This window comes from Cytobacillus kochii (assembly GCF_020171845.1).
Classification (GTDB): domain Bacteria; phylum Bacillota; class Bacilli; order Bacillales; family Cytobacillaceae; genus Cytobacillus; species Cytobacillus kochii.
Genome location: NZ_JAIVAM010000003.1, coordinates 374,389 through 393,861, shown reverse-complemented (window position 1 = coordinate 393,861; position 19,473 = coordinate 374,389). Strand labels below are relative to the sequence as shown.

Genomic DNA, 19,473 nt, shown 5'->3' with positions numbered 1-19,473 from the left:
TTTGTCTCCATAGGACTTGCTCTTTTCTACTCTCAATGTATGCAAGATGAATCTAACGTATGACCATATAGCAAATAATTATTATTAAAAGAGAGACAATAATTCACATGACAATCTATTAAAGAGGATGTGAATTGAGTGAGGAAATTAAAGTACTTGTCTATTCTATGTTTTTCTTTATTCCTACTAATAAATACTACGTCTGTTACGGCAGAAGGAAACAAGCCTACAAACATTATCTATATGATTGGAGACGGTATGGGGGTGGGCCAACTAGAGATAGCGCGGGAATTGGAAAGAGGCAAAGAGGGGCAATTGTTTCTAACTTCCCTCCCGTTTAGTGCCCTTGTTCAAACCTATTCGGCTAATCGAGTCGTAACTGATTCTGCTGCTGCCGGTACTGCCCTCGCAACAGGAAGCAAAACCAATAATGAAATGATCGGAGTCACGCCAGATGGCAAGGAGGTAAAAAGCATCCTCGATTTATTTAAAGAGCAAAAGAAAAAGACTGGTATCATCTCAACCAATGCCATCACGGATGCCACACCTGCCGCTTTCACAGCAAGCGTTCTTAATCGTTGGGCAAACCAGGCGGATATTGCGAAGCAACAACTCACACTCGCTCCTGATGTCATGTTAGGTGGGGGAGAAGTTTTTTATGGTCCTGCCCTGTTAGAAAAAGCAAAGAAGTTAGGTTATACCATTGTCAGAAATAGACATGATTTATTAAGCAATCAGACAGGGGATAAACTGCTTGGCCTTTTTGCTCCGTATCATCTGTCATTTAAAATAGACCGCAAATATACAGATGGCACAGAACCCAGCTTAAGCGAAATGACAAAAACAGCACTACAAAAGCTTAATAATGCAAATGGTTTCTTTTTAATGGTGGAAGGCGCAAGGATTGACCACGCAGCCCATTCAGCAGATATAGCAAGTGTTTGGAGAGAAACAGTAGAATTTGATGAGGCTGTGAAAACGGCTGTCGAATGGGCTCATAACCGTTCAGATACTTTGATTGTAGTTGTTGCTGATCATGAAACAATGGGTATTTCTGCGACCGAACCACTAAAGCGAAAAATGATTAAAAAAATTCAAGCTTCACCAGAATATGTGCTTGCACAAACGAAAATGGGAGAGGACGGTAAATTCATTACCTCTCAATTAGTAGACAATTTATTTAAATTTACTGGGATTTTTTTAACTGAGGAAGAAGGCATACAGCTCAATGCAAGATTAATGAACGCTCGGGGGAAAGTATACAAAAAAAATAAAGCTGCATGGGAACTCGGTAGCTTTATCTCAGAAAGATATAATACTGGTATCGTTAATCACCAAATCCGTGGCATAAGTAGTGCGGGTGGCCATACAGCCAATCCAGTTCCGTTATTTGCCTACGGTGCAGGTGCAGAACATTTTCATGGCATGTTGGATAATACAGATATCCCTAAAAAAATGGCGGAATTATTGGGTTATCAATGGGAATAATGATGGAAAGTATAGGTGGGGAATTCCCACCTTTATCTTTAAGATGGTTGAATAAAAATTTTACTCACTTTTTTATACAGTAAACCAATTAGGTTTATAAGACTTACTCGTTATTTTCTTTTTATTGTAAACTTCGACTTACTATAGCCTCTCTTTGGAAGTCATTTTTAAGGTTGAAACGTAAAAAAGACATCTGAGAATCATCTCAAATGTCTTTATTAGTAAATCAAGTAGCCGCTGTTGCCGCCGATTTATATGGAGTTTCATACCTGCTCCACCAGGTGGGTGCTTGCAATAATCTTCCTAACGTCCTAAACAATGTAGGCATGTTATTTCAATTATGATCTTAAGCTCCCTCAATTAACGTAAAGGTTGAAACTTCATATACAAACGAACAACGCAGCAAGTTGATTATTATATTACTATAAGATCACGAAAATAACAAGTCATCAAACTCAAAAATTAAGCACGAGATACGTAAGAAGCATCTGTTGTGTTAATAATAAGCTTATCACCTTGGTTCACAAAGAATGGTACTTGCACACTTAAGCCTGTTTCTAAAATGGCTGGTTTTGTACCACCAGAGGCCGTATCACCTTTGATGCCAGGTTCTGTTTCAGTTACTTCGAGTACTACCGTATTTGGCAATTCAACACCTAATGTTTCACTTTGATATAAAATAATGGAAACTTCCATATTTTCTTTTAAGAACTTCAATTCATATTCAATTGCTGAAGCACTTAATTCAATTTGATCATAAGATTCTGTATCCATAAAGACGTGTTGATCACCATTAGCATATAAATATTGCATTTTACGATTATCAATTTGTGCTTTAGCTACTTTTTCACCCGCACGGAATGTTTTTTCTTGAATAGCTCCTGTACGTAGATTACGTAATTTTGAACGAACAAACGCCGCACCTTTACCTGGTTTCACGTGTTGGAAATCTATTACTCGCCAAATCCCATTATCTACTTCAATGGTTAAACCTGTTTTAAAATCATTTACTGAAATCATGCAAAAAGTTCCTCCTACTATTCACTCATTAAAGAATAACTAATTCTTTTGTTGATGTATTAAGGTTTTCATTACCCTCTTTAGTTACAATCGTATCATCTTCAATTCTAACACCACCGATGCCTGGTAAATATATACCCGGTTCACAAGTAACAACCATTCCTGGTTCTAATACGATGTCAGATTTAAAAGAGAGCCCTGGTCCTTCATGGACTTCTAAGCCAATACCGTGACCGGTAGAATGACCAAAATATTCACCATAGCCTTTTTCTGAAATATAGTCTCTCGTTAAAGCGTCAGCTTGCTTTCCAGTAATTCCAGCTTTAATCCCTTTCATACCACGTAACTGTGCTTCTAAAACAATATCGTATACTTCTTTCATCTTATCACTTGGTTGACCGACAGCAACGGTTCTTGTTATATCAGAAACGTATCCATTATATAATGCACCAAAGTCAATTGTAACAAGCTCGCCTTTTTCGATAACTTTCTCACTCGCTACACCATGAGGTAATGCACCACGGACACCTGAAGCAACAATCATATCAAACGAAGATGAAGTTGCTCCTTCTTTTCTCATAAAAAATTCTAATTCATTTGCGACTTCTATTTCTGTCTTACCAGGTTGAATAAAGTTAAGAATGTGAGAAAAAGCGCTATCCGCTATTTTCGCGGCTCCCTTTAATATCTTAATCTCTGATTCATCCTTTATCAAGCGTAACTTTTCAATTTCGCCTGATACAGGAATTAATTCAGCATCAATTGTTTCATTAAAAGTTTGGTAAGAAGCATATGTAACATAATCTTTTTCAAATCCTAATTTCTTAATACCTAATTGCTTTACGATTGTTGCCACTTCTTCAGGTATGGTTCCTTTATGTTGCACAACCGTATATCCAGTACATTGCTTGCTAGCTTGCTCAGTATAACGAAAATCAGTAATGAACAATGCATCGTTTTGGCTAATTAAAACAGCACCAGCAGACCCTGTAAAATCAGAAACATACCGTCTGTTATAAGCACTCGTAATCAAAATAGCATCAATACCTACCTGATCAAAACTATTTCTTATTTTATCTATCTTTGTCATAACTTCTACTCTCCCTCTTATTCATCTGTTAATGCAAATAAAGCAAGCTCATAGCCTTTCATTCCTAAACCAACAATTTGCCCCTGTGTTACTGCTGCCATGACGGAATGATGTCTGAATGATTCTCTTTTATGCACATTTGATATATGTACTTCAATAACAGGGACATCAATGGCTGCAATGGCATCACGAATAGCAATACTATAGTGAGTAAATGCTCCTGGATTAAATATAATACCTTCATATTTCCTATTCGCCAGTTGGATTTGATCAATGATTACGCCTTCGTGATTGGATTGCACACAAGTAAGCGCAACATTTCTTTGTTCAGCTATTTGTTTTAAATTATGTTCAAGCGACTCTAATGTAACCGAACCGTATATCCCTGGTTCACGTTGGCCTAGAAGATTCAAATTCGGTCCATTGATGAGCAATATTTTTTTCATGGCGCCACTCCTACGAATACTGAAATATTCAATATGGCTATTTTATCACAAAATAGAGAACACTCACTATAATAAAGCAAATAAAAGCAATCAATCTTCTAACAATTTAAGCTTCTTCTGTTTCTTGTGCTTCTTTCATCTTTTGTTGTTCTTCATTTTCATATGAAATGGAATAACCAACAAATACACCATACAATAAATATAAGCAAACAGATGTAATAATTGTATTTATTTTCAAATCTCCTACAGGGGCAATATTAGGAAACATCGGATTTAGGACAAAAAAAACAAGGGCAAATAAAACAAGTCCATAAAGGGCACCAAACCACATTTTCTTGAACCTTCTCATTGTCCAATAATAAATATAAGCGGCTACAACTGAAACAGCTCCAATTAAAATAATCGAAATCACTGTTCCAAGCCAACCATCCTTCCAATCACCTATTGTCCATGGTTCTAAAATGACTCTTGGTCCTACTTCTGTTAAATTAAGGACATAAGCGATGTAACCAATCGTACTCCAAAAAACACCTCCGACAAATCCAGTGATAAAAGTTAAAGATGTCATTGATAATGGTTGTTCCCGTTCGTTTTGTTCTAATTCATGTTTATCACTCATATGATTCACCTCCGTGCTTATTATGTCCAAAGCAGGTAGAAACCATTGCATCTTTCATAAAATTGTTAAAACCCGTATTTTTTTCTTGTTTTTTATCTATTTGTAGAGGGTTTCACAGTGAAAATAGAGAAATTTATATATAAAATCTTATTGATTGTACAAGATAGTCTAAGATAATATTTTTCTTATATAAGTACTGCTTGAAATCTCAAATATTGGGTAAGATAACTTTAAAAGGGTACGATAAATTGGTTTTTTGCTCTTTCGAAGTTTAAAAGCTTACAAATATGCTCATCATGCTCATAGGGAGGTGGCTTTCTTGAAGAATCGGAAATCCTTATATATTTTTGGCGCACTTATTTTACTTGCAATGATTGGGCTTGGTTCTCAATTAATTAAAGACCCAGCCGGATTATTTCGAGGTATAGCCATTATGGCGCTTGTTGGGGTCGTCATCTATTTTGTCGTCCAGAAACTTAGCGGGTCATCAAGTCCCAATAAGAGTGAGCGAAAAGCATTTGCGCAAGCCGCTAAAAAGTCAAAAAAACGTTTTAAAAATAAAGAGAATCAAACTTCTTCAAACCGAAGAAGTAAGCCAGTCACTTTAACTTCTATAAAAAAATCAAAAAGAAATACCTCTGTACATCTAACAGTCATTGAAGGAAAAAAAGGCAAAAAGAAAAATCGGGCTTCTTTATAAGAGGTCCGATTTTTTTAATGTCAGATTGCGTTATTTGAGACATTTTAGGCTTATTTTCAATAAGTCCATGTGGCAAGAAATTCCTTCGCTCTTTCCCTCCCTAGTTTCAATAAATCTCTCTTACCTTCTTCAGTTAACTCAAACTCTGTTGCTAATACTCCTTCTGTAGGAACAAAAATAACATTCTGTTCATGACTTCTCGAAATATAACGGGAATCATGAGCATCCTTCATAGTTTCAAATAATGCTTCAAACATTTGAATTGCATTCTTGATTCTTCTTGGTGGTTGTTCATTATTATTAATACTCAATTTAACCCCGAGAACCGGTCTTGTTTTCTTTACATTATCTTTATCAAACAACCACATAGGGAAGTTACTTAAGACACCACCGTCCACCATTAAATTATTACGCTTGCCACGACCACCGATTTTCACAGGTTCAAAAAAATAAGGCATACTACAACTCATCCTCACTGCCTTGGCTACGGAAAAACGATTCGGGTCAATTTGGTATTTCGGTAAGTCATCTGGAAGCACGAGTAATCTCCCATTCGTTAAATCTGATGCAATAATGCGTAGAGAAAGCGGGGGAACGTCTGCAAATGTACGAATCCCCCTTGCTGCTAATCGAGCTTCTATCCACTTTTCTAATTCATTTCCCTTATATAATCCCAAACTCCAAAATAAAAATATCCATTTTGCTACAGCAATAGGAATAAGTGATTTTCTACTATCTAAAAACACTTTTAAATCCAAATCATCCATCATTCTTTCTATCTCATCACTTGAATAGCCTGCGATAATTAATGCAGATATAATTGACCCGGCACTCGTTCCAGCCACACGTTTGAATTGGAAACCTTGTTTTTCAATTTCCGCAAGAGCACCAATTAGAGCGAACCCTTTAATGCCCCCTCCTGAAAAAACACCATCGATTTCCATGTATACAATCACCCCATTCTAATTTGCATACACCCTTTTGCAAAAAGAAAAAGCATTATAATACATTTGTAATCACTTGAGCTTGGAAATAGTCCGATTTTTGCGAAAATCAAAAAACTGACAGTTGTTCATAAAAGAACTCGGTAAATCCCCTATTAAACGGACTACTCTTTTCAGGACAATATGTTGAAGCTAATGAAGATGACAGTGAAATTAATTGTTAAGTCCCTAGGAAGAAGAAGTGTTGAGGGGAGTTTTCATGTGGATGATTAGAATTTCTGGTGGTGCTGGCATTCTTTTTTATCCCACGTTTTATGATCAGCGTAGGCAGGAATTTTTATATTCATGAAGGCCGATGAAACTCTTTTGTTCTGCTATCTATGGCGATTACACTTTTTGATGTACGAACCATTCTCTTTTGCTTCGTTATCTTTGACCTAGTTATACGCACACTCCCTTTTGCCATAGACTATCTTTCCATTTTTAACTAAATATGTTCAAGCAAACGATCTTATGTCAATTGTACGTGAACTCCAACTAGAACCGTCTAGCGACTTCCTGATTATACAGACAGAAAAAAAAAGCATGAACAAATTCGCTAGATAATTTGCTCATGCTTATATTTTTATTTAGTGAGCTCGGCTCGCTTTCCTTTCAGTCTTGCTACTTATAATCCACATTTTAATTGTGCATTACAATTGGTGCATGTATTACAGCCACCGATTTCTTCCACTTTCCCTTGACGGCAGACAGGGCAAGTGTTACCAACTTCAGATCCAATAGTGACATCAGTTGAACGTAAGTCATTGATGGTATCAACAAGGACAACATGCTGTTTAGTGGATGATTTCTTCTCTAAGGCTTCTTCTTCAAAAGAATTTTCTTCAGCTTTTAAAGTTAATACTTGAGAGTCTCTTGAGCCATCCACGTATACAGTGCCACCTTTTGCTCCACCTTTGTATAAACGCTCATACACCTTTTGCACTTGTTCTACACTATAACCTTTAGGCGCATTTACTGTTTTACTTATGGAACTATCAATCCAACGTTGAATCACACATTGCACGTCAGCATGCGCTTCAGGAGCTAAATCCATTGCAGCAATAAACCAGTTTGGTAAATTTTCAGGATCCGCCTCTGGGTGACGATCTAGATATTCTTGAACAATGTCTGCTTTTACTTCAATGAATTTACCAAGTCGACCACTTCTAAAATAAGAGAATGAGAAATATGGTTCTAATCCAGTAGAAACACCAACCATTGTCCCTGTTGAACCTGTAGGAGCAACTGTTAATAAATGAGAATTACGAATCCCCGTTTCTAGAATTGCCTGTTTGATATCAGCCGGCATCTTTTCCATATAGCCTGTTTCGATAAAGGCTTTTCTTAAGCGGTTCGTTTCCTCCGTTGTTTCTCCGTTTAAGAATGGGAAGCTACCTTTTTCTTTAGCGATTTCTACTGACGCACGATAAGCCGTTGTTGCAATCGTTTCAAACACTTGGTCAATTAATACATTACCTTCTTCTGAGCCATACTCTGTTTCACAATAAATTAATAAATCATGCAGACCCATGACACCTAAGCCAACTCGACGTTCACCCAAAGCTTGTTTTTTATTGTCTTCAAGGAAATAAGGTGTAGCATCGATGACATTATCTTGCATACGTACGCCAATCTCAACAGTTCTTGCCAACTTTGCGAAATCAACTGTCTTATTTTCCTTGTCAGCCATTTCAGCTAAGTTCACTGCTGCTAGGTTACAAACACTGTAAGGAGCTAATGGCTGTTCGCCACAAGGGTTTGTTGCTACTACCTTTTGGCCATAGCTTTTCGCATTGGTCATATCATTGGCGTTATCAATGAAGAAGATACCTGGTTCAGCTGAATAAGTTGCGCAAATATTGATCAAGTTCCAAAGCTCTTTTGCTTTAATTTTACGATATACACGAACACCGTGACCTAACTTTTCCCATTCACGCACATCGCCAACTTCATGCCATTGCTTGTTGTAGTTATCCATCTGCTCACGATCGTAACTCTCTACATCTGGGAAACGAAGTTCATATTCACCATCATTTTCAACTGCTTCCATAAACTCCTTCGTTAAACAAACTGAAATATTCGCCCCAGTAAGGAATTCAGAATTATGAACAGCATATGTTCCACCTATTAATAGTTTTTCTTCTGCATCTTTAATGATTTTCTCATTAAATCCACCTAAACCTGGAATGGTTTTATAATTAATTATTCCTTGATACATGGCAATCTCTTGCTCTGTAAATGGAGTGAATTTTAGTTTTTCCTTAGCGTAACGTTTAATTGTCTCATCTTCCGTATTTTCAAGTAAGAAACGAAGAATTCTTGGATTTTGCATTTTAGAAATAATAAATTCAATAATATCAGGATGCCACGTTAACTACCGTCCCTTTCAGGATATTTACACTGCTCTTAGCAGTCGGACTAGACTATATCATCACCCTTTATAGGGGCCGGGCGCTATTTGAGAGTTTATTGTTGGGGCTCACTCTCTAGTCGTTGAACCTTCACCACTACCTATGCCCAGTGGCGCTTGGCTGCGGATTGTCCCATGCAAAACATTTTTTATAGCGTTCACGCTCACCGTTGCCAGTCACGTTGTAGCAGTTTTGCCTTTAACAGGATATCCCCGCAATTCACCCGATTTTCTAGTCATTCATTGGTTTGAATGACGCGGACTACAGCATCAATTAATCCGCTAACATTATCATCTGCGCACCTCTTCTTGAACCACCTTGTTCAACGAGATGTGTTAACTTCGCAATATCATCTAACCAAGAAACAGATCCGGAAGATTTCCCATTCACTCCTTTCGCTAGTGTATTACGCGGTCTTAATGTCGAACCATTCGTTCCAACACCGCCACCTCTAGACATGATTTCCATGACTTGTTTACGATGCTCTGAGATACCTTCACGAGAATCTTGTACAAACGGCATTACATAGCAATTAAAGTATGTAACCTCAGTATCAGCACCGGCACCATACAAGACACGACCAGCTGGAATAAAGTTCAAATCAGCTAATTCCTGATAAAACTTTTCAAACCATTCTTTCTGTTTTTCTTCAGTCTTCTCAACCGAAGCTAATCCTGTGGCATTGCGCTTAGCAATTTGCTCGTAAAACACTTCTAATGGCTTCTCTATAACGTCTAAAGAACGTACAATGATTCCCGTTTCTATCTCTTCTTGTGTATCGAGTACACCGCGATAATCTTGTTCAACTTGTACAACTGCTTTTTTATTTTCCCAATCAATCTCTACAATGTACCCTAAACCTCGCGCAGGAAACTTCGGATCCTCCTTAATCGTTAGAACAACAAAGTCACCTTCAGATAACGTTACTTTTTCTGTATCTTTAAATGTATATCTATCAAGCATAACTAGGCGGGAAACACCTTTATGGGTTAATTTCATCTCTGGAGTAATAGGATGCACTTGTGGAAATAAGCGGATGTCCTCATTTAACCTCTCAACATTTAACTTTAATTCTTGTCCTACAGCAACAGACATTACGACAACTCCTTCAATCATTAAAAATTTACTTCTCTTTATGTTTACATCGAAATATGCTTTTATATTGTTTTTAGAGAATACCCTTACGTTATCATAAATAAACCTCGATAATCAATATATAGTACCTACTTTATAAAATATAACACTATATATTGTGTTATATTTATTTTGTCAAATGCAAGAAAGAGGATAAACACTCGAAAACAAGAGCAATTATTTATTTAAGTTAATAAAATAAATGATTTTCACCAATTTTACGACTTGCACTTTAAATCGTTTCTCGCAAATCTAGTAGACAAAACAATTCGACTCTACTCTTTTAAAAATAAAAGAGCGAGTCGAAAAAAATTTATTATCGTTTAAATGTCCATTCATCATTTTCATATCTTTCTTTTGCCAGCTTTTCAACATAAGTTATTTCTTCTGCACTAAGTTCGTAAGGTTCTAGAATGATGTCAAGTCCTTCTTCAAACCCCTTTTTAAAAGCCACTACTGCTTCTTCATATGTAATTGTGCGATCCGTCAGTTCATTTATCGCTACCGCTTTACTACTAAATGCTCTTTGCATTCTTTCTTTCACGCGATCGTTTGAATATTTAAACAGACTAAATAATTTATCCTCATCTAAATCAAGTAAGATGGATCCATGTTGTAGAATCACACCTTTTTGCCGTGTTTGGGCGCTACCTGCTACTTTACGACCTTCAACAACTAATTCATACCAGCTTGGTGCATCAAAACAAACGGATGAACGAGGATTCTTTAACATTTCTTTTTCTTCCTTTGAACGAGGTACAGCAAAGTATGCTTCTAAGCCTAGTTGTTGAAAACCTCGTAATACCCCTTCTGAAATCACACGATAAGCCTCAGTAACTGTTTTCGGCATTTGTGGATGTTCTTCAGGAACAATTACACTATAAGTCAGCTCATGTTCATGCAGAACCCCACGTCCACCTGTAGGCCTACGAACAAAACCTAATCCATTTTCCTTTACAGCTTCAAGCTTAATTTCCTTATCAACTTTTTGAAAATACCCGATAGATAGTGTGGCTGGGTTCCAACCATAGAAACGAATCACTGGTGGCATTTTCCCTTCGCTATTCCAATCTAATAAAGCTTCATCTAAAGCCATATTAAATGATGGAGAACCCATACCTGAATGGATAAATCGCCATACTTCCTTCCCCATAATAACCCTCTTTTACATCTATTTTTAGTAAACGTTTAAGCGTATTTTAGTCTATCAAAATTCGACCAGAAAAAAAAGCCATACATTCTTCTTTCCATCTAGTCTAGAAAAATGATTTGTCCTTACAACTGATGAAGCATTAAAAAGATGAGCGCTTAATGGAAAGATTTTTTACCTTTCTAAATGTGCAAAAAAAGCGGGCTTCATTAAGTTTTCATTACAATTTTCTCGTTCTTGTCCTTTACTAAACCTATGAAAAACTTATATAATATATCTTGGCGTAAGCAATGTTTGAAAGGAGCAAATATTAATTGTCTACTCTATATTTTTTATTAATTATAATCGGTGCTATTATTGTTTACACAGTAATCACAAGGTTGTATCAAAAGAGAATTGTAAAAACATTATCAGAACAAGAATTCAGAGAAGGATATCGTAAAGCGCAATTGATTGATGTCCGAGAACCAAATGAATATGAAGGTGGCCATATTTTAGGTGCCAGAAATATTCCCTTATCTCAGTTAAAAACAAGACTTGTTGAACTTCGTCAAGATAAGCCTGTTTATTTATACTGCCAGAGCGGAATGAGAAGCGGTAGAGCGGCTCAACTATTGTATCGGAAGGGATACAAAAATCTTTCTCATTTACAAGGCGGCTTCAAAAAATGGGGCGGAAAAATTAAATCTAAAAAATAAATCTCTCATACCACCCGACTTAAAACGGGTGGTTTATTCTCATTCGTCATGATGCCTCTATTCCCTCTAAACTACATATTACTAACCACGTTAGACCATTTATATCATACGTAAAGAGTCCCAATATACTTATCTTTTTTATTTAGAAGAATAAGATCCGTTCTTAATCTACAATTATAAACTCCTGTTAGGGGTGATTTTCGCAAAAAAAAACGCGAACAAATACACATAAATGAATTTGTTCACGTTTTATTTAGACCTCGTACATATTTGTAAGAGGGCGTTTTATATTAGTCCTTTTGATAACGTAATACTGGCTTTCTTGCTGCTAGCGTCTCGTCTAAACGGCCAATTACTGTCGTGTGTGGCGCTTCTTGGACGACCTCAGGGTTTTCCTCAGCTTCCTTGGCAATCTGAAGCATCGCATCAATAAAGCTGTCGAGTGTTTCTTTAGATTCAGTCTCTGTTGGTTCGATCATCATACACTCTTCAACATTTAACGGGAAGTAAATAGTCGGTGGATGATAACCGAAATCAAGCAAACGCTTCGCGATATCAAGCGTGCGTACACCTAATTTTTTCTGGCGTTTTCCACTTAATACAAACTCATGTTTACAATGTTTATCATATGGTAAATCGAATGCTGGTGCTAGCTTACGCATCATATAATTGGCATTAAGTACTGCATTTTCAGTAACAGCTTTCAAACCATCTGGACCCATAGAACGAATATACGTATAGGCACGGACATTGATACCGAAGTTACCGTAATAAGGCTTGACTCTTCCAATTGACTGTGGACGGTCATAATTAAATGTATAACCTTCTTCTGTTTTCACTAAGATTGGTTTAGGCAAATAAGGAATTAAGTCTTCTTTTACCCCAACAGGACCTGATCCAGGTCCTCCTCCACCATGGGGACCAGTAAATGTTTTATGCAAATTTAAATGAACAACGTCAAATCCCATATCTCCCGGTCTTGCTTTAGATAAAACGGCATTTAAGTTGGCTCCATCATAATACAGTTTCCCGCCTGCTCCATGGACTATTTCTGCCATTTCTAGAATATTTTCTTCAAACAAGCCTAACGTATTAGGGTTTGTTAGCATAAGAGCAGCTGTATCATCTCCTACCACTCTCCTCAAATCTTCTAAATCTACTAAGCCTTGATCATTAGACTTAACTGTGAAGGTTTCGAAGCCCGCCACAGTTGCCGAGGCAGGGTTTGTACCATGAGCTGAATCTGGAACAATAACTTTTGTACGGTTAAAATCACCATTTGCTTCATGATAGGCACGAATCATCATCAACCCAGTCCATTCGCCATGGGCACCTGCTGCCGGTTGTAGAGTGACTTCGTCCATTCCTGTGATCTCAATTAAATGCTCTTGTAAATCATATAACAACTCCATTGCACCTTGAACAGAGCTTTCGTCCTGTAATGGGTGTAAATGAGCAAAGCCGTTATAGCGTGCTACATTCTCATTTACTTTAGGATTATATTTCATCGTACAAGACCCAAGCGGGTAAAAACCAGAATCTACTCCGTGATTACGCTTAGATAAAGCTGTATAATGACGCATAATATCAAGTTCAGATACTTCAGGTAAATCCGCGTCCTCTTGACGGATATATTCAGCTGGGAGCAAATCAGATAATTCTACTTCTGGAATATCCATCTCGGGAAGGCTATAGCCGATTCTCCCTGGTTTACTTAGCTCAAAAATGAGCGCCTGGTTTTCGTTATGCACGGTAATCCCCCATTTCTGCCACAAATGTATCAATTTCGCCTTTTGTTCTTAGTTCTGTTACAGCAATAAGCATATGATGAGCTAATTCACTATAATCTCTGCCTAAATCATAACCACCAATAATATTCTTTTTCAGTAATGCTTGATTTACCTCACGAACTGGACGATTACACTTAATAATAAACTCGTTGAATGAACCGCCATCAAAAGTAATTTCAAAGCCTGCACTTCTAAATTGTTCTTTCGCATAATGCGCCTTTTGAATATTATCTATCGCCATTTGTTTGACACCGTTTCTACCCAAGGCTGTCATTGCAACAGATGCGGCTAGTGCATTTAAAGCTTGGTTTGAACATATGTTAGATGTAGCTTTATCCCTACGAATATGTTGCTCTCTTGCTTGAAGTGTGAGCACGAATCCACGTTGTCCGTTCTCATCAACCGTTTGCCCCACTAAACGTCCAGGTACTTTCCTCATGAGTTTCTTTGTCACGGCAAAGTAACCACAGTGAGGACCACCAAAAGCTGTTGGAATACCAAAAACTTGCGCATCGCCAGCAACGATATCTGCACCAAATTTTCCTGGAGGTGTTAACGCTCCTAAGGATAGTGGGTTACTTGATACAACAAATAAGGATTTATGAGCATGGATAATTTCTTCTAATTCTGCAAGTGGCTCCACTCTTCCAAAAAAGTTAGGATATTGCACGACTACTGCGGCAATGTCATCACCAATCATTTCTTTTAGTGCGCTCATATCTGTTAATCCATCTTTGTGTGGGATTTCAACTACATCGATGTATTGGCCTTTTGCATAAGTCTCAATTACAGCTTTTGATTCAGGATGTACTGTACTTGAAATCAATACTTTTTTACGCTTCGTATGTCCAGTTGCTAACATAGCAGCTTCCGCAAGTGCCGTTCCACCATCATACATAGATGAGTTTGCTACATCCATTCCTGTTAGTTCAGATATCATTGTCTGAAATTCAAAAATCGCTTGCAACTCACCTTGGGAAATTTCCGGTTGGTAGGGTGTATAAGCAGTATAGAACTCTGAACGAGATAACACGTGATCAACAATAACTGGCATATAGTGATCGTAAACACCTGCACCTAAAAATGAAGTATTTGTTTTTAAATCTGCATTTTTTTGTGATAGAAGCATCAATTCTTTCATTAAAGCAGATTCCGTTTTAGCTGGTTTAATATTATATTCCCTTTTAAAACGAACGCTTTCAGGAATATCACTAAATAAATCATCAATTGTTTTGACTCCGATTGCTTCAAGCATTTCTTTTTGATCAGAATCAGTCATCGGTAAATAACGGTGTTTCATCGCTTCTCTCCCCCTGATTAGTTAGTTCTTTTTCTCTTTTTTATAAAACGGTGTGGCAATTACTTTGGCACGGACACGCTTATTACGAATTTCAACTTCCACTTCAGAATCTAGCGCTGTGTATGGACTGTCCAGAAGTGCTAAGCCGATATTTTTCTTTAAAGTAGGAGATTGTGTACCCGTAGTAACTTCACCAATCCGTTGGTCGTCAGCATAAACTGCATAACCATGACGAGGAATCCCACGTTCAATCATTTCAATCCCAACAATTTTTCTACTTAACCCATTTTCTTTTTGTGATTTTAATGCCGCTTTTCCAATAAAATCTTCTTCTTTGTTCACTTTTACGGCAAAGCCAATACCTGCTTCAAGCGGAGAAATTTCAGAAGACAACTCTTGACCATATAAGGCTAAATTGGCTTCGAAGCGAAGGGTATCTCGGGCACCTAGACCACAAGGAAGAACTCCATCTTCTTTTCCTGCTTCTAAAATCGACTGCCATAAAAAGACTGCATCCTCATTTTGACAATAAATTTCAAAACCATCTTCACCGGTATAGCCAGTTCTCGATACAAATGCATTTTTGCCATTTATATTTACTGTTTGGTTAAATTTAAAAAATCCAATTTCACTTAAATCAACATCTGTAATCTTCTGTAAAACAACCTCAGCCATAGGACCTTGCAAGGCCAATTGTGACATATCCTCTGAAAGGTTTTTAAGTTCAACCTTTCCTTCTAAATGATTTTGTAACCATTGATAATCTTTTTCGATATTAGCTGCGTTTACGACTAAAAGGTATTCATCTTCAGTCATTTTATAAATAAGCAAATCATCCACAGTTCCACCATTTTCATAACACATTGCTGTATATTGTGCGCCAAACGTTTTTAGTTTCGCGACGTCATTTGTCATCATTTTCTGAAGATAACGTAAACTATCTTGACCTTTAACCTCAATTTCTCCCATATGGGATACATCAAACAGACCCGCTTTTGTACGTACCGCTTCATGTTCTTCTTTAATACTAGAAAATTGAACAGGTAGAGCCCATCCACCAAAATCAATCGTTTTTCCACCATACTCTTGATAAATGTCATGTAGTGGTGTTTTCTTCAACTGTGACATTCACTCATCCTCCTTTATATTTCTGTTTTTTTCTAAGATGAATATTTGCATACTAGCCATAGAAGTACTTGGCTTCTCGCCAAATGCTACGACGAAAGCTAAACGCTTTCCACTTTAACCCATTAAAGAAGCTAAGTTTTCTAAAGCACACAAAAAAGGACAGAGAATCTCCTCAAAACCGATCATTTGAGCAGATTCTCTGTCCTTTCACCTGAGAGTTTACGGCGATATTGCAGCCTTTCCCCTTTGGTGGCTCGCTTATTACCTTGAGCTCTCTCCAGAGTTGCGTCAAGCAAGTGTTCTTTTGCCTGAGAGATTCACAATACGATGATTGTTTGCTCCTTCGGCGCTGCAGCACTGCAGTCTCTCCCCTTGCTATCATTCGCGTTTATAATTTTTTCCATTTTTGCACATACTATAATTAACTGCTTTAGAGAGTCGAAGCTTACAAAGACGTATTGTACGTATTTGCAGATTTAGCGTTGAAAATTCACAACTTTCAAAGCTACTTACATCCTACCATCCTATCATTATTTGAGCAATATTTTTATTTAAAAATCTCATGTTTTTTCAACATGACTTAAGCTTAATACGAACATTATATGTATAAATTTAAAATAACGTTCGTATGAAAAGGAGAGAGCAAATGACTTTACAAATAAATTTTGATGCAACTTGGCAAGATGAATTTCAAAATCGTATTGATAATGATGGACCATGGGGAAACTGGGATTTATTCAAGCTTACCATTGAGGTTGAGAATCAAACGGTCATCCCTGCGTTTGATGGACTGCAAGTAGACAAACATTTATCAAACCTCACCCCACTACCACATCAACTAGAGGTTGCCGAACAAGTAGTGGAAAACATGAATGGTAAAGCAATTCTAGCTGATGAAGTCGGATTAGGGAAGACGATAGAAGCAGGGTTAATATTAAAAGAATACATGATCAGAGGGCTTGTAAAGAAAGCACTCATCCTTGTACCCGCTTCCTTAGTGTCTCAGTGGGCAATTGAATTAAACAGTAAGTTCTTCATCCCAGCTGTCGCTCAAAAAAAGAGCTATGTGTGGGAGCAATGTGATGTCGTCGTATCATCAATCGACACAGCAAAAAGAGAACCACATAGGAGTTTAGTCTTTGAACAAAACTATGATTTGATTATTATTGATGAAGCTCATAAATTAAAGAATAATAAAACGAAAAACTATGAATTTGTACAGTCTTTAAAAAAGAAATTTTGCTTACTCCTTACAGCAACACCTATACAAAATCGAATTAGTGAGATCTTTAATCTTGTTTCTTTGTTAAAACCAGGTCACTTAGGAACAGAAACATCTTTTTATGAAAAATACAAAAAAAATGCACGCTCTCTCGATGATGATGAAGGTTTAAAGGAACTAGTCAATAAAGTAATGATTCGTAATCGTAGACAAGATACGGGTATTGAATGGACAAAAAGACATGTCGAAACCGTTCCCATCCATTTCTCAAAAGAAGAAAGAGCCTTATATGATGCGATTTCTTCCATGCACAGAGAAGGTAATTGGATGACTGATAGCCAATTTTCACTTATGACTTTACAACGTGAAGCATGTAGCAGTCGCGAAGCGGTATTTTACACTTTAAGAAATATGTTAAAGAAACAGGAACAACCCTCAGTTGCCTTTCAGCAAAAAATAGAAGAGTTAATTGGGTTAGTAGAAAATATCCAACAAAATGCAAAAGCACAAAAAGCATTAGAGATCATTCAACAAATCAATGATAAAGTCATTATTTTTACAGAATATCGTGCCACACAGCTATTTCTACAATGGTTTTTAAAACAGCATAACATTACGTCTGTTCCTTTTCGCGGTGGTTTCAAACGCGGGAAGAAAGATTGGATGCGCGAATTATTCCAAAACCATGCCCAGGTGTTAATTGCCACAGAAGCAGGCGGTGAGGGAATCAACCTACAATTCTGTAGTTATATCATTAACTTCGATCTTCCTTGGAATCCGATGAGACTTGAACAACGAATAGGTAGAATTCACCGTCTTGGACAAAAAAACGATGTCCATATTTATAACTTCGCCACAAAAGATACGGTAGAAGAACATGTACTCAAACTATTGTATGAAAAAATCCATCTCTTCGAAAAAGTGATTGGCGAATTGGATGATATTTTAACTAAACTACAATTTGGCAGTATTAATGATCACCTAATTGATATTTTCGGGCAATCGGCTTCAGAAGGAGAAATGCGCATAAAAATGGATAATTTAACATCTATGATTGAATTTGCTGAGTCCGTAAAGGAGGAAAATCAACATGCAGCAACATGAAATCCACCATTTTCTATTAAGATACTTTCATGCCAATCATTGTGAAATCCTTGAAAATAAACCAGGCTATTTAGTCATTCAGTTGACAGTAGAATTAGACAAGGAATTAATGAACCGTCCCTTTTATTGGCATTATTTAGAGAAAACAGGCGGTGTTGCAAACCCTATGGAACTTACACTTATAACCAACCCGTCCTTAGCACCAGATGATATAAAGGGAGAGATTATTCACTTTGGATCACCTCGCTTGCATCAAATTTTTCAATCGACGAAAAACTTGGCTGGTTATATCCGTCTGTATGAAAATTACGAGGCCCCACCAGGAACGCAAACTGCCTTACGTCCTTGGCTAGGGCTAAATCTACGGATATCATATCAATGTGATCGTAAAAAAGATTTGTTCAAGTCAATCGGCTTGCACTTAATTAACGGGCAGATGGTTGAACAATTCCATGATAAGCTCCTTCATTTATCACTTACTCCTAAAATACCAGACTTTAGCTTTACATTGTCACCATTTATCAAGCCTCAAAGTGGTGTGATGCGTGTGGCGAATTTTTTACAGTCGGAAATTGAAAAGGAAGATCACACATGGGCAGATGAAGCACGACTAAGATGGCAAAAGGACCTGCAATTATTAGAAAGATTCTATGAAGATGCGGATGAAAAAGGAGAAAGCTTCGAAAACGAAATGACTGCATTACAAGAGCAATATGAACCCCAAGTTCATATTTCTATTGTTAATGGTGGATTATTTTATTTAACAGATGAAGCGATTAGTTAAGCATTAACTAACGTGGACGACTCATGAGATTGCTTAAGGGAACATTTTTCAAGTACCTATGCTTAACCATACTGCTAGCGTATTCCTCATTTTTCTTTTTACTACGGTGGCACCAATATTCTTATCGATACTAAAAAAATATGAACAAACCCAACAATGGGGGTTGTTCATATTTTTTGTTGATTGTCGTTTGATTAATGATTTCTTTTTTTCGTTCCTTTCATTCCGTAAAACAAAAGATAAGGTACAATTCCAAACCACCTAAATAAAACAGGCGCTTTTTCTTGCTTTCTTTCTATTCTTTGTTTCTTTCTCTCAGACTTTGGTTGTTCCATATATTGAACGAATGTCTGAGTAATAAACTTGACATAATCATTAGAATTCATCTGGCATCCCTGCTTTT

The 19,473-nt window shown here is 37.1% G+C and carries 15 protein-coding genes, 1 other RNA gene, 2 pseudogenes and 1 riboswitch; of the genes and pseudogenes, 5 read left to right on the top strand and 13 right to left on the bottom strand.

Annotated features, from left to right (window positions below; all coding sequences use genetic code 11):
• The first annotated feature begins 138 nt into the window (after positions 1–138).
• Entirely contained in the window at positions 139–1,488 is a 1,350-nt protein-coding gene (locus LCM23_RS05430; protein WP_224936005.1) for an alkaline phosphatase, read from the top strand.
• Positions 1,489–1,715: 227 nt separating this feature from the next.
• Here the strand turns inward: LCM23_RS05430 and ssrS are convergent.
• The 5 genes from ssrS to LCM23_RS05405 all read right to left on the bottom strand — a co-directional run bounded on the left by ssrS (position 1,716) and on the right by LCM23_RS05405 (position 4,663).
• A non-coding RNA gene (gene ssrS / locus LCM23_RS05425) (6S RNA) lies at positions 1,716–1,897 on the bottom strand.
• 53 nt (positions 1,898–1,950) lie between these two features.
• Positions 1,951–2,508: an elongation factor P gene (gene efp, locus LCM23_RS05420; RefSeq protein ID WP_224936004.1), complete on the bottom strand. Its 558-nt coding sequence runs from the start codon at positions 2,506–2,508 to the stop codon at positions 1,951–1,953.
• 28 nt (positions 2,509–2,536) lie between these two features.
• Positions 2,537–3,598 carry a M24 family metallopeptidase gene (locus LCM23_RS05415; RefSeq protein ID WP_224936003.1) on the bottom strand — a complete coding sequence of 354 codons (1,062 nt, stop codon included), beginning with the start codon at positions 3,596–3,598 and terminating at the stop codon, positions 2,537–2,539.
• A 17-nt stretch (positions 3,599–3,615) separates the two neighbouring features.
• Positions 3,616–4,044, bottom strand: a complete 429-nt coding sequence (gene aroQ, locus LCM23_RS05410) for a type II 3-dehydroquinate dehydratase (protein WP_224936002.1) — start codon at positions 4,042–4,044, stop codon at positions 3,616–3,618.
• Positions 4,045–4,150: 106 nt separating this feature from the next.
• Complete coding sequence (locus LCM23_RS05405) at positions 4,151–4,663, bottom strand: YqhR family membrane protein (RefSeq protein ID WP_224936001.1); 513 nt, start codon at positions 4,661–4,663, stop codon at positions 4,151–4,153.
• 310 nt (positions 4,664–4,973) lie between these two features.
• Between LCM23_RS05405 and LCM23_RS05400 the strand changes: the two genes are divergently transcribed.
• Complete coding sequence (locus LCM23_RS05400) at positions 4,974–5,363, top strand: SA1362 family protein (RefSeq protein WP_224936000.1); 390 nt, start codon at positions 4,974–4,976, stop codon at positions 5,361–5,363.
• 56 nt (positions 5,364–5,419) lie between these two features.
• Here the strand turns inward: LCM23_RS05400 and LCM23_RS05395 are convergent, their stop codons facing one another.
• The 4 genes and pseudogenes from LCM23_RS05395 to LCM23_RS05380 form a co-directional block, all read right to left on the bottom strand.
• Positions 5,420–6,307 (bottom strand): patatin-like phospholipase family protein, encoded by an 888-nt coding sequence (locus LCM23_RS05395; RefSeq protein WP_224935999.1) that lies wholly within the window; start codon positions 6,305–6,307, stop codon positions 5,420–5,422.
• A 667-nt stretch (positions 6,308–6,974) separates the two neighbouring features.
• Positions 6,975–8,717, bottom strand: a pseudogene (locus LCM23_RS05390) (vitamin B12-dependent ribonucleotide reductase); the annotation flags it as partial.
• 319 nt (positions 8,718–9,036) lie between these two features.
• Positions 9,037–9,855 (bottom strand): annotated as a pseudogene (locus LCM23_RS05385) (ribonucleotide reductase N-terminal alpha domain-containing protein); the annotation flags it as partial.
• Positions 9,856–10,210: 355 nt separating this feature from the next.
• Positions 10,211–11,047, bottom strand: coding sequence for a lipoate--protein ligase family protein (locus LCM23_RS05380; RefSeq protein WP_224935998.1), 837 nt, complete (start codon positions 11,045–11,047; stop codon positions 10,211–10,213).
• 311 nt (positions 11,048–11,358) lie between these two features.
• Between LCM23_RS05380 and LCM23_RS05375 the strand changes: the two genes are divergently transcribed.
• On the top strand, positions 11,359–11,742 hold the full coding sequence (locus tag LCM23_RS05375) for a rhodanese-like domain-containing protein (RefSeq protein WP_095372596.1): 384 nt from the start codon (positions 11,359–11,361) through the stop codon (positions 11,740–11,742).
• A 290-nt stretch (positions 11,743–12,032) separates the two neighbouring features.
• Here the strand turns inward: LCM23_RS05375 and gcvPB are convergent, their stop codons facing one another.
• From gcvPB to gcvT, 3 genes are read right to left on the bottom strand one after another with little or no spacing between them, the layout of a single operon-like run.
• Positions 12,033–13,493: an aminomethyl-transferring glycine dehydrogenase subunit GcvPB gene (gcvPB, locus tag LCM23_RS05370; RefSeq protein WP_224935997.1), complete on the bottom strand. Its 1,461-nt coding sequence runs from the start codon at positions 13,491–13,493 to the stop codon at positions 12,033–12,035.
• On the bottom strand, positions 13,486–14,832 hold the full coding sequence (gene gcvPA / locus LCM23_RS05365; protein WP_224935996.1) for an aminomethyl-transferring glycine dehydrogenase subunit GcvPA: 1,347 nt from the start codon (positions 14,830–14,832) through the stop codon (positions 13,486–13,488). The genes gcvPB and gcvPA overlap by 8 nt, the downstream gene beginning before the upstream one ends.
• Before the next feature lie 21 nt (positions 14,833–14,853).
• Positions 14,854–15,960 (bottom strand): glycine cleavage system aminomethyltransferase GcvT, encoded by a 1,107-nt coding sequence (gcvT, locus tag LCM23_RS05360; protein WP_224935995.1) that lies wholly within the window; start codon positions 15,958–15,960, stop codon positions 14,854–14,856.
• 286 nt (positions 15,961–16,246) lie between these two features.
• A riboswitch (glycine riboswitch) is annotated at positions 16,247–16,342 on the bottom strand.
• Between the two features lie 264 nt (positions 16,343–16,606).
• Between gcvT and LCM23_RS05355 the strand changes: the two genes are divergently transcribed.
• Positions 16,607–18,286: a DEAD/DEAH box helicase gene (locus LCM23_RS05355; protein ID WP_224935994.1), complete on the top strand. Its 1,680-nt coding sequence runs from the start codon at positions 16,607–16,609 to the stop codon at positions 18,284–18,286.
• Positions 18,273–19,070 carry a YqhG family protein gene (locus LCM23_RS05350; RefSeq protein ID WP_224935993.1) on the top strand — a complete coding sequence of 266 codons (798 nt, stop codon included), beginning with the start codon at positions 18,273–18,275 and terminating at the stop codon, positions 19,068–19,070. Before LCM23_RS05355 ends, LCM23_RS05350 begins: the two co-directional genes overlap by 14 nt.
• A gap of 194 nt (positions 19,071–19,264) precedes the next feature.
• Here the strand turns inward: LCM23_RS05350 and LCM23_RS05345 are convergent, their stop codons facing one another.
• Positions 19,265–19,456 carry a YqzE family protein gene (locus LCM23_RS05345; protein ID WP_095372590.1) on the bottom strand — a complete coding sequence of 64 codons (192 nt, stop codon included), beginning with the start codon at positions 19,454–19,456 and terminating at the stop codon, positions 19,265–19,267.
• Between the last annotated feature and the right edge of the window lie 17 nt (positions 19,457–19,473).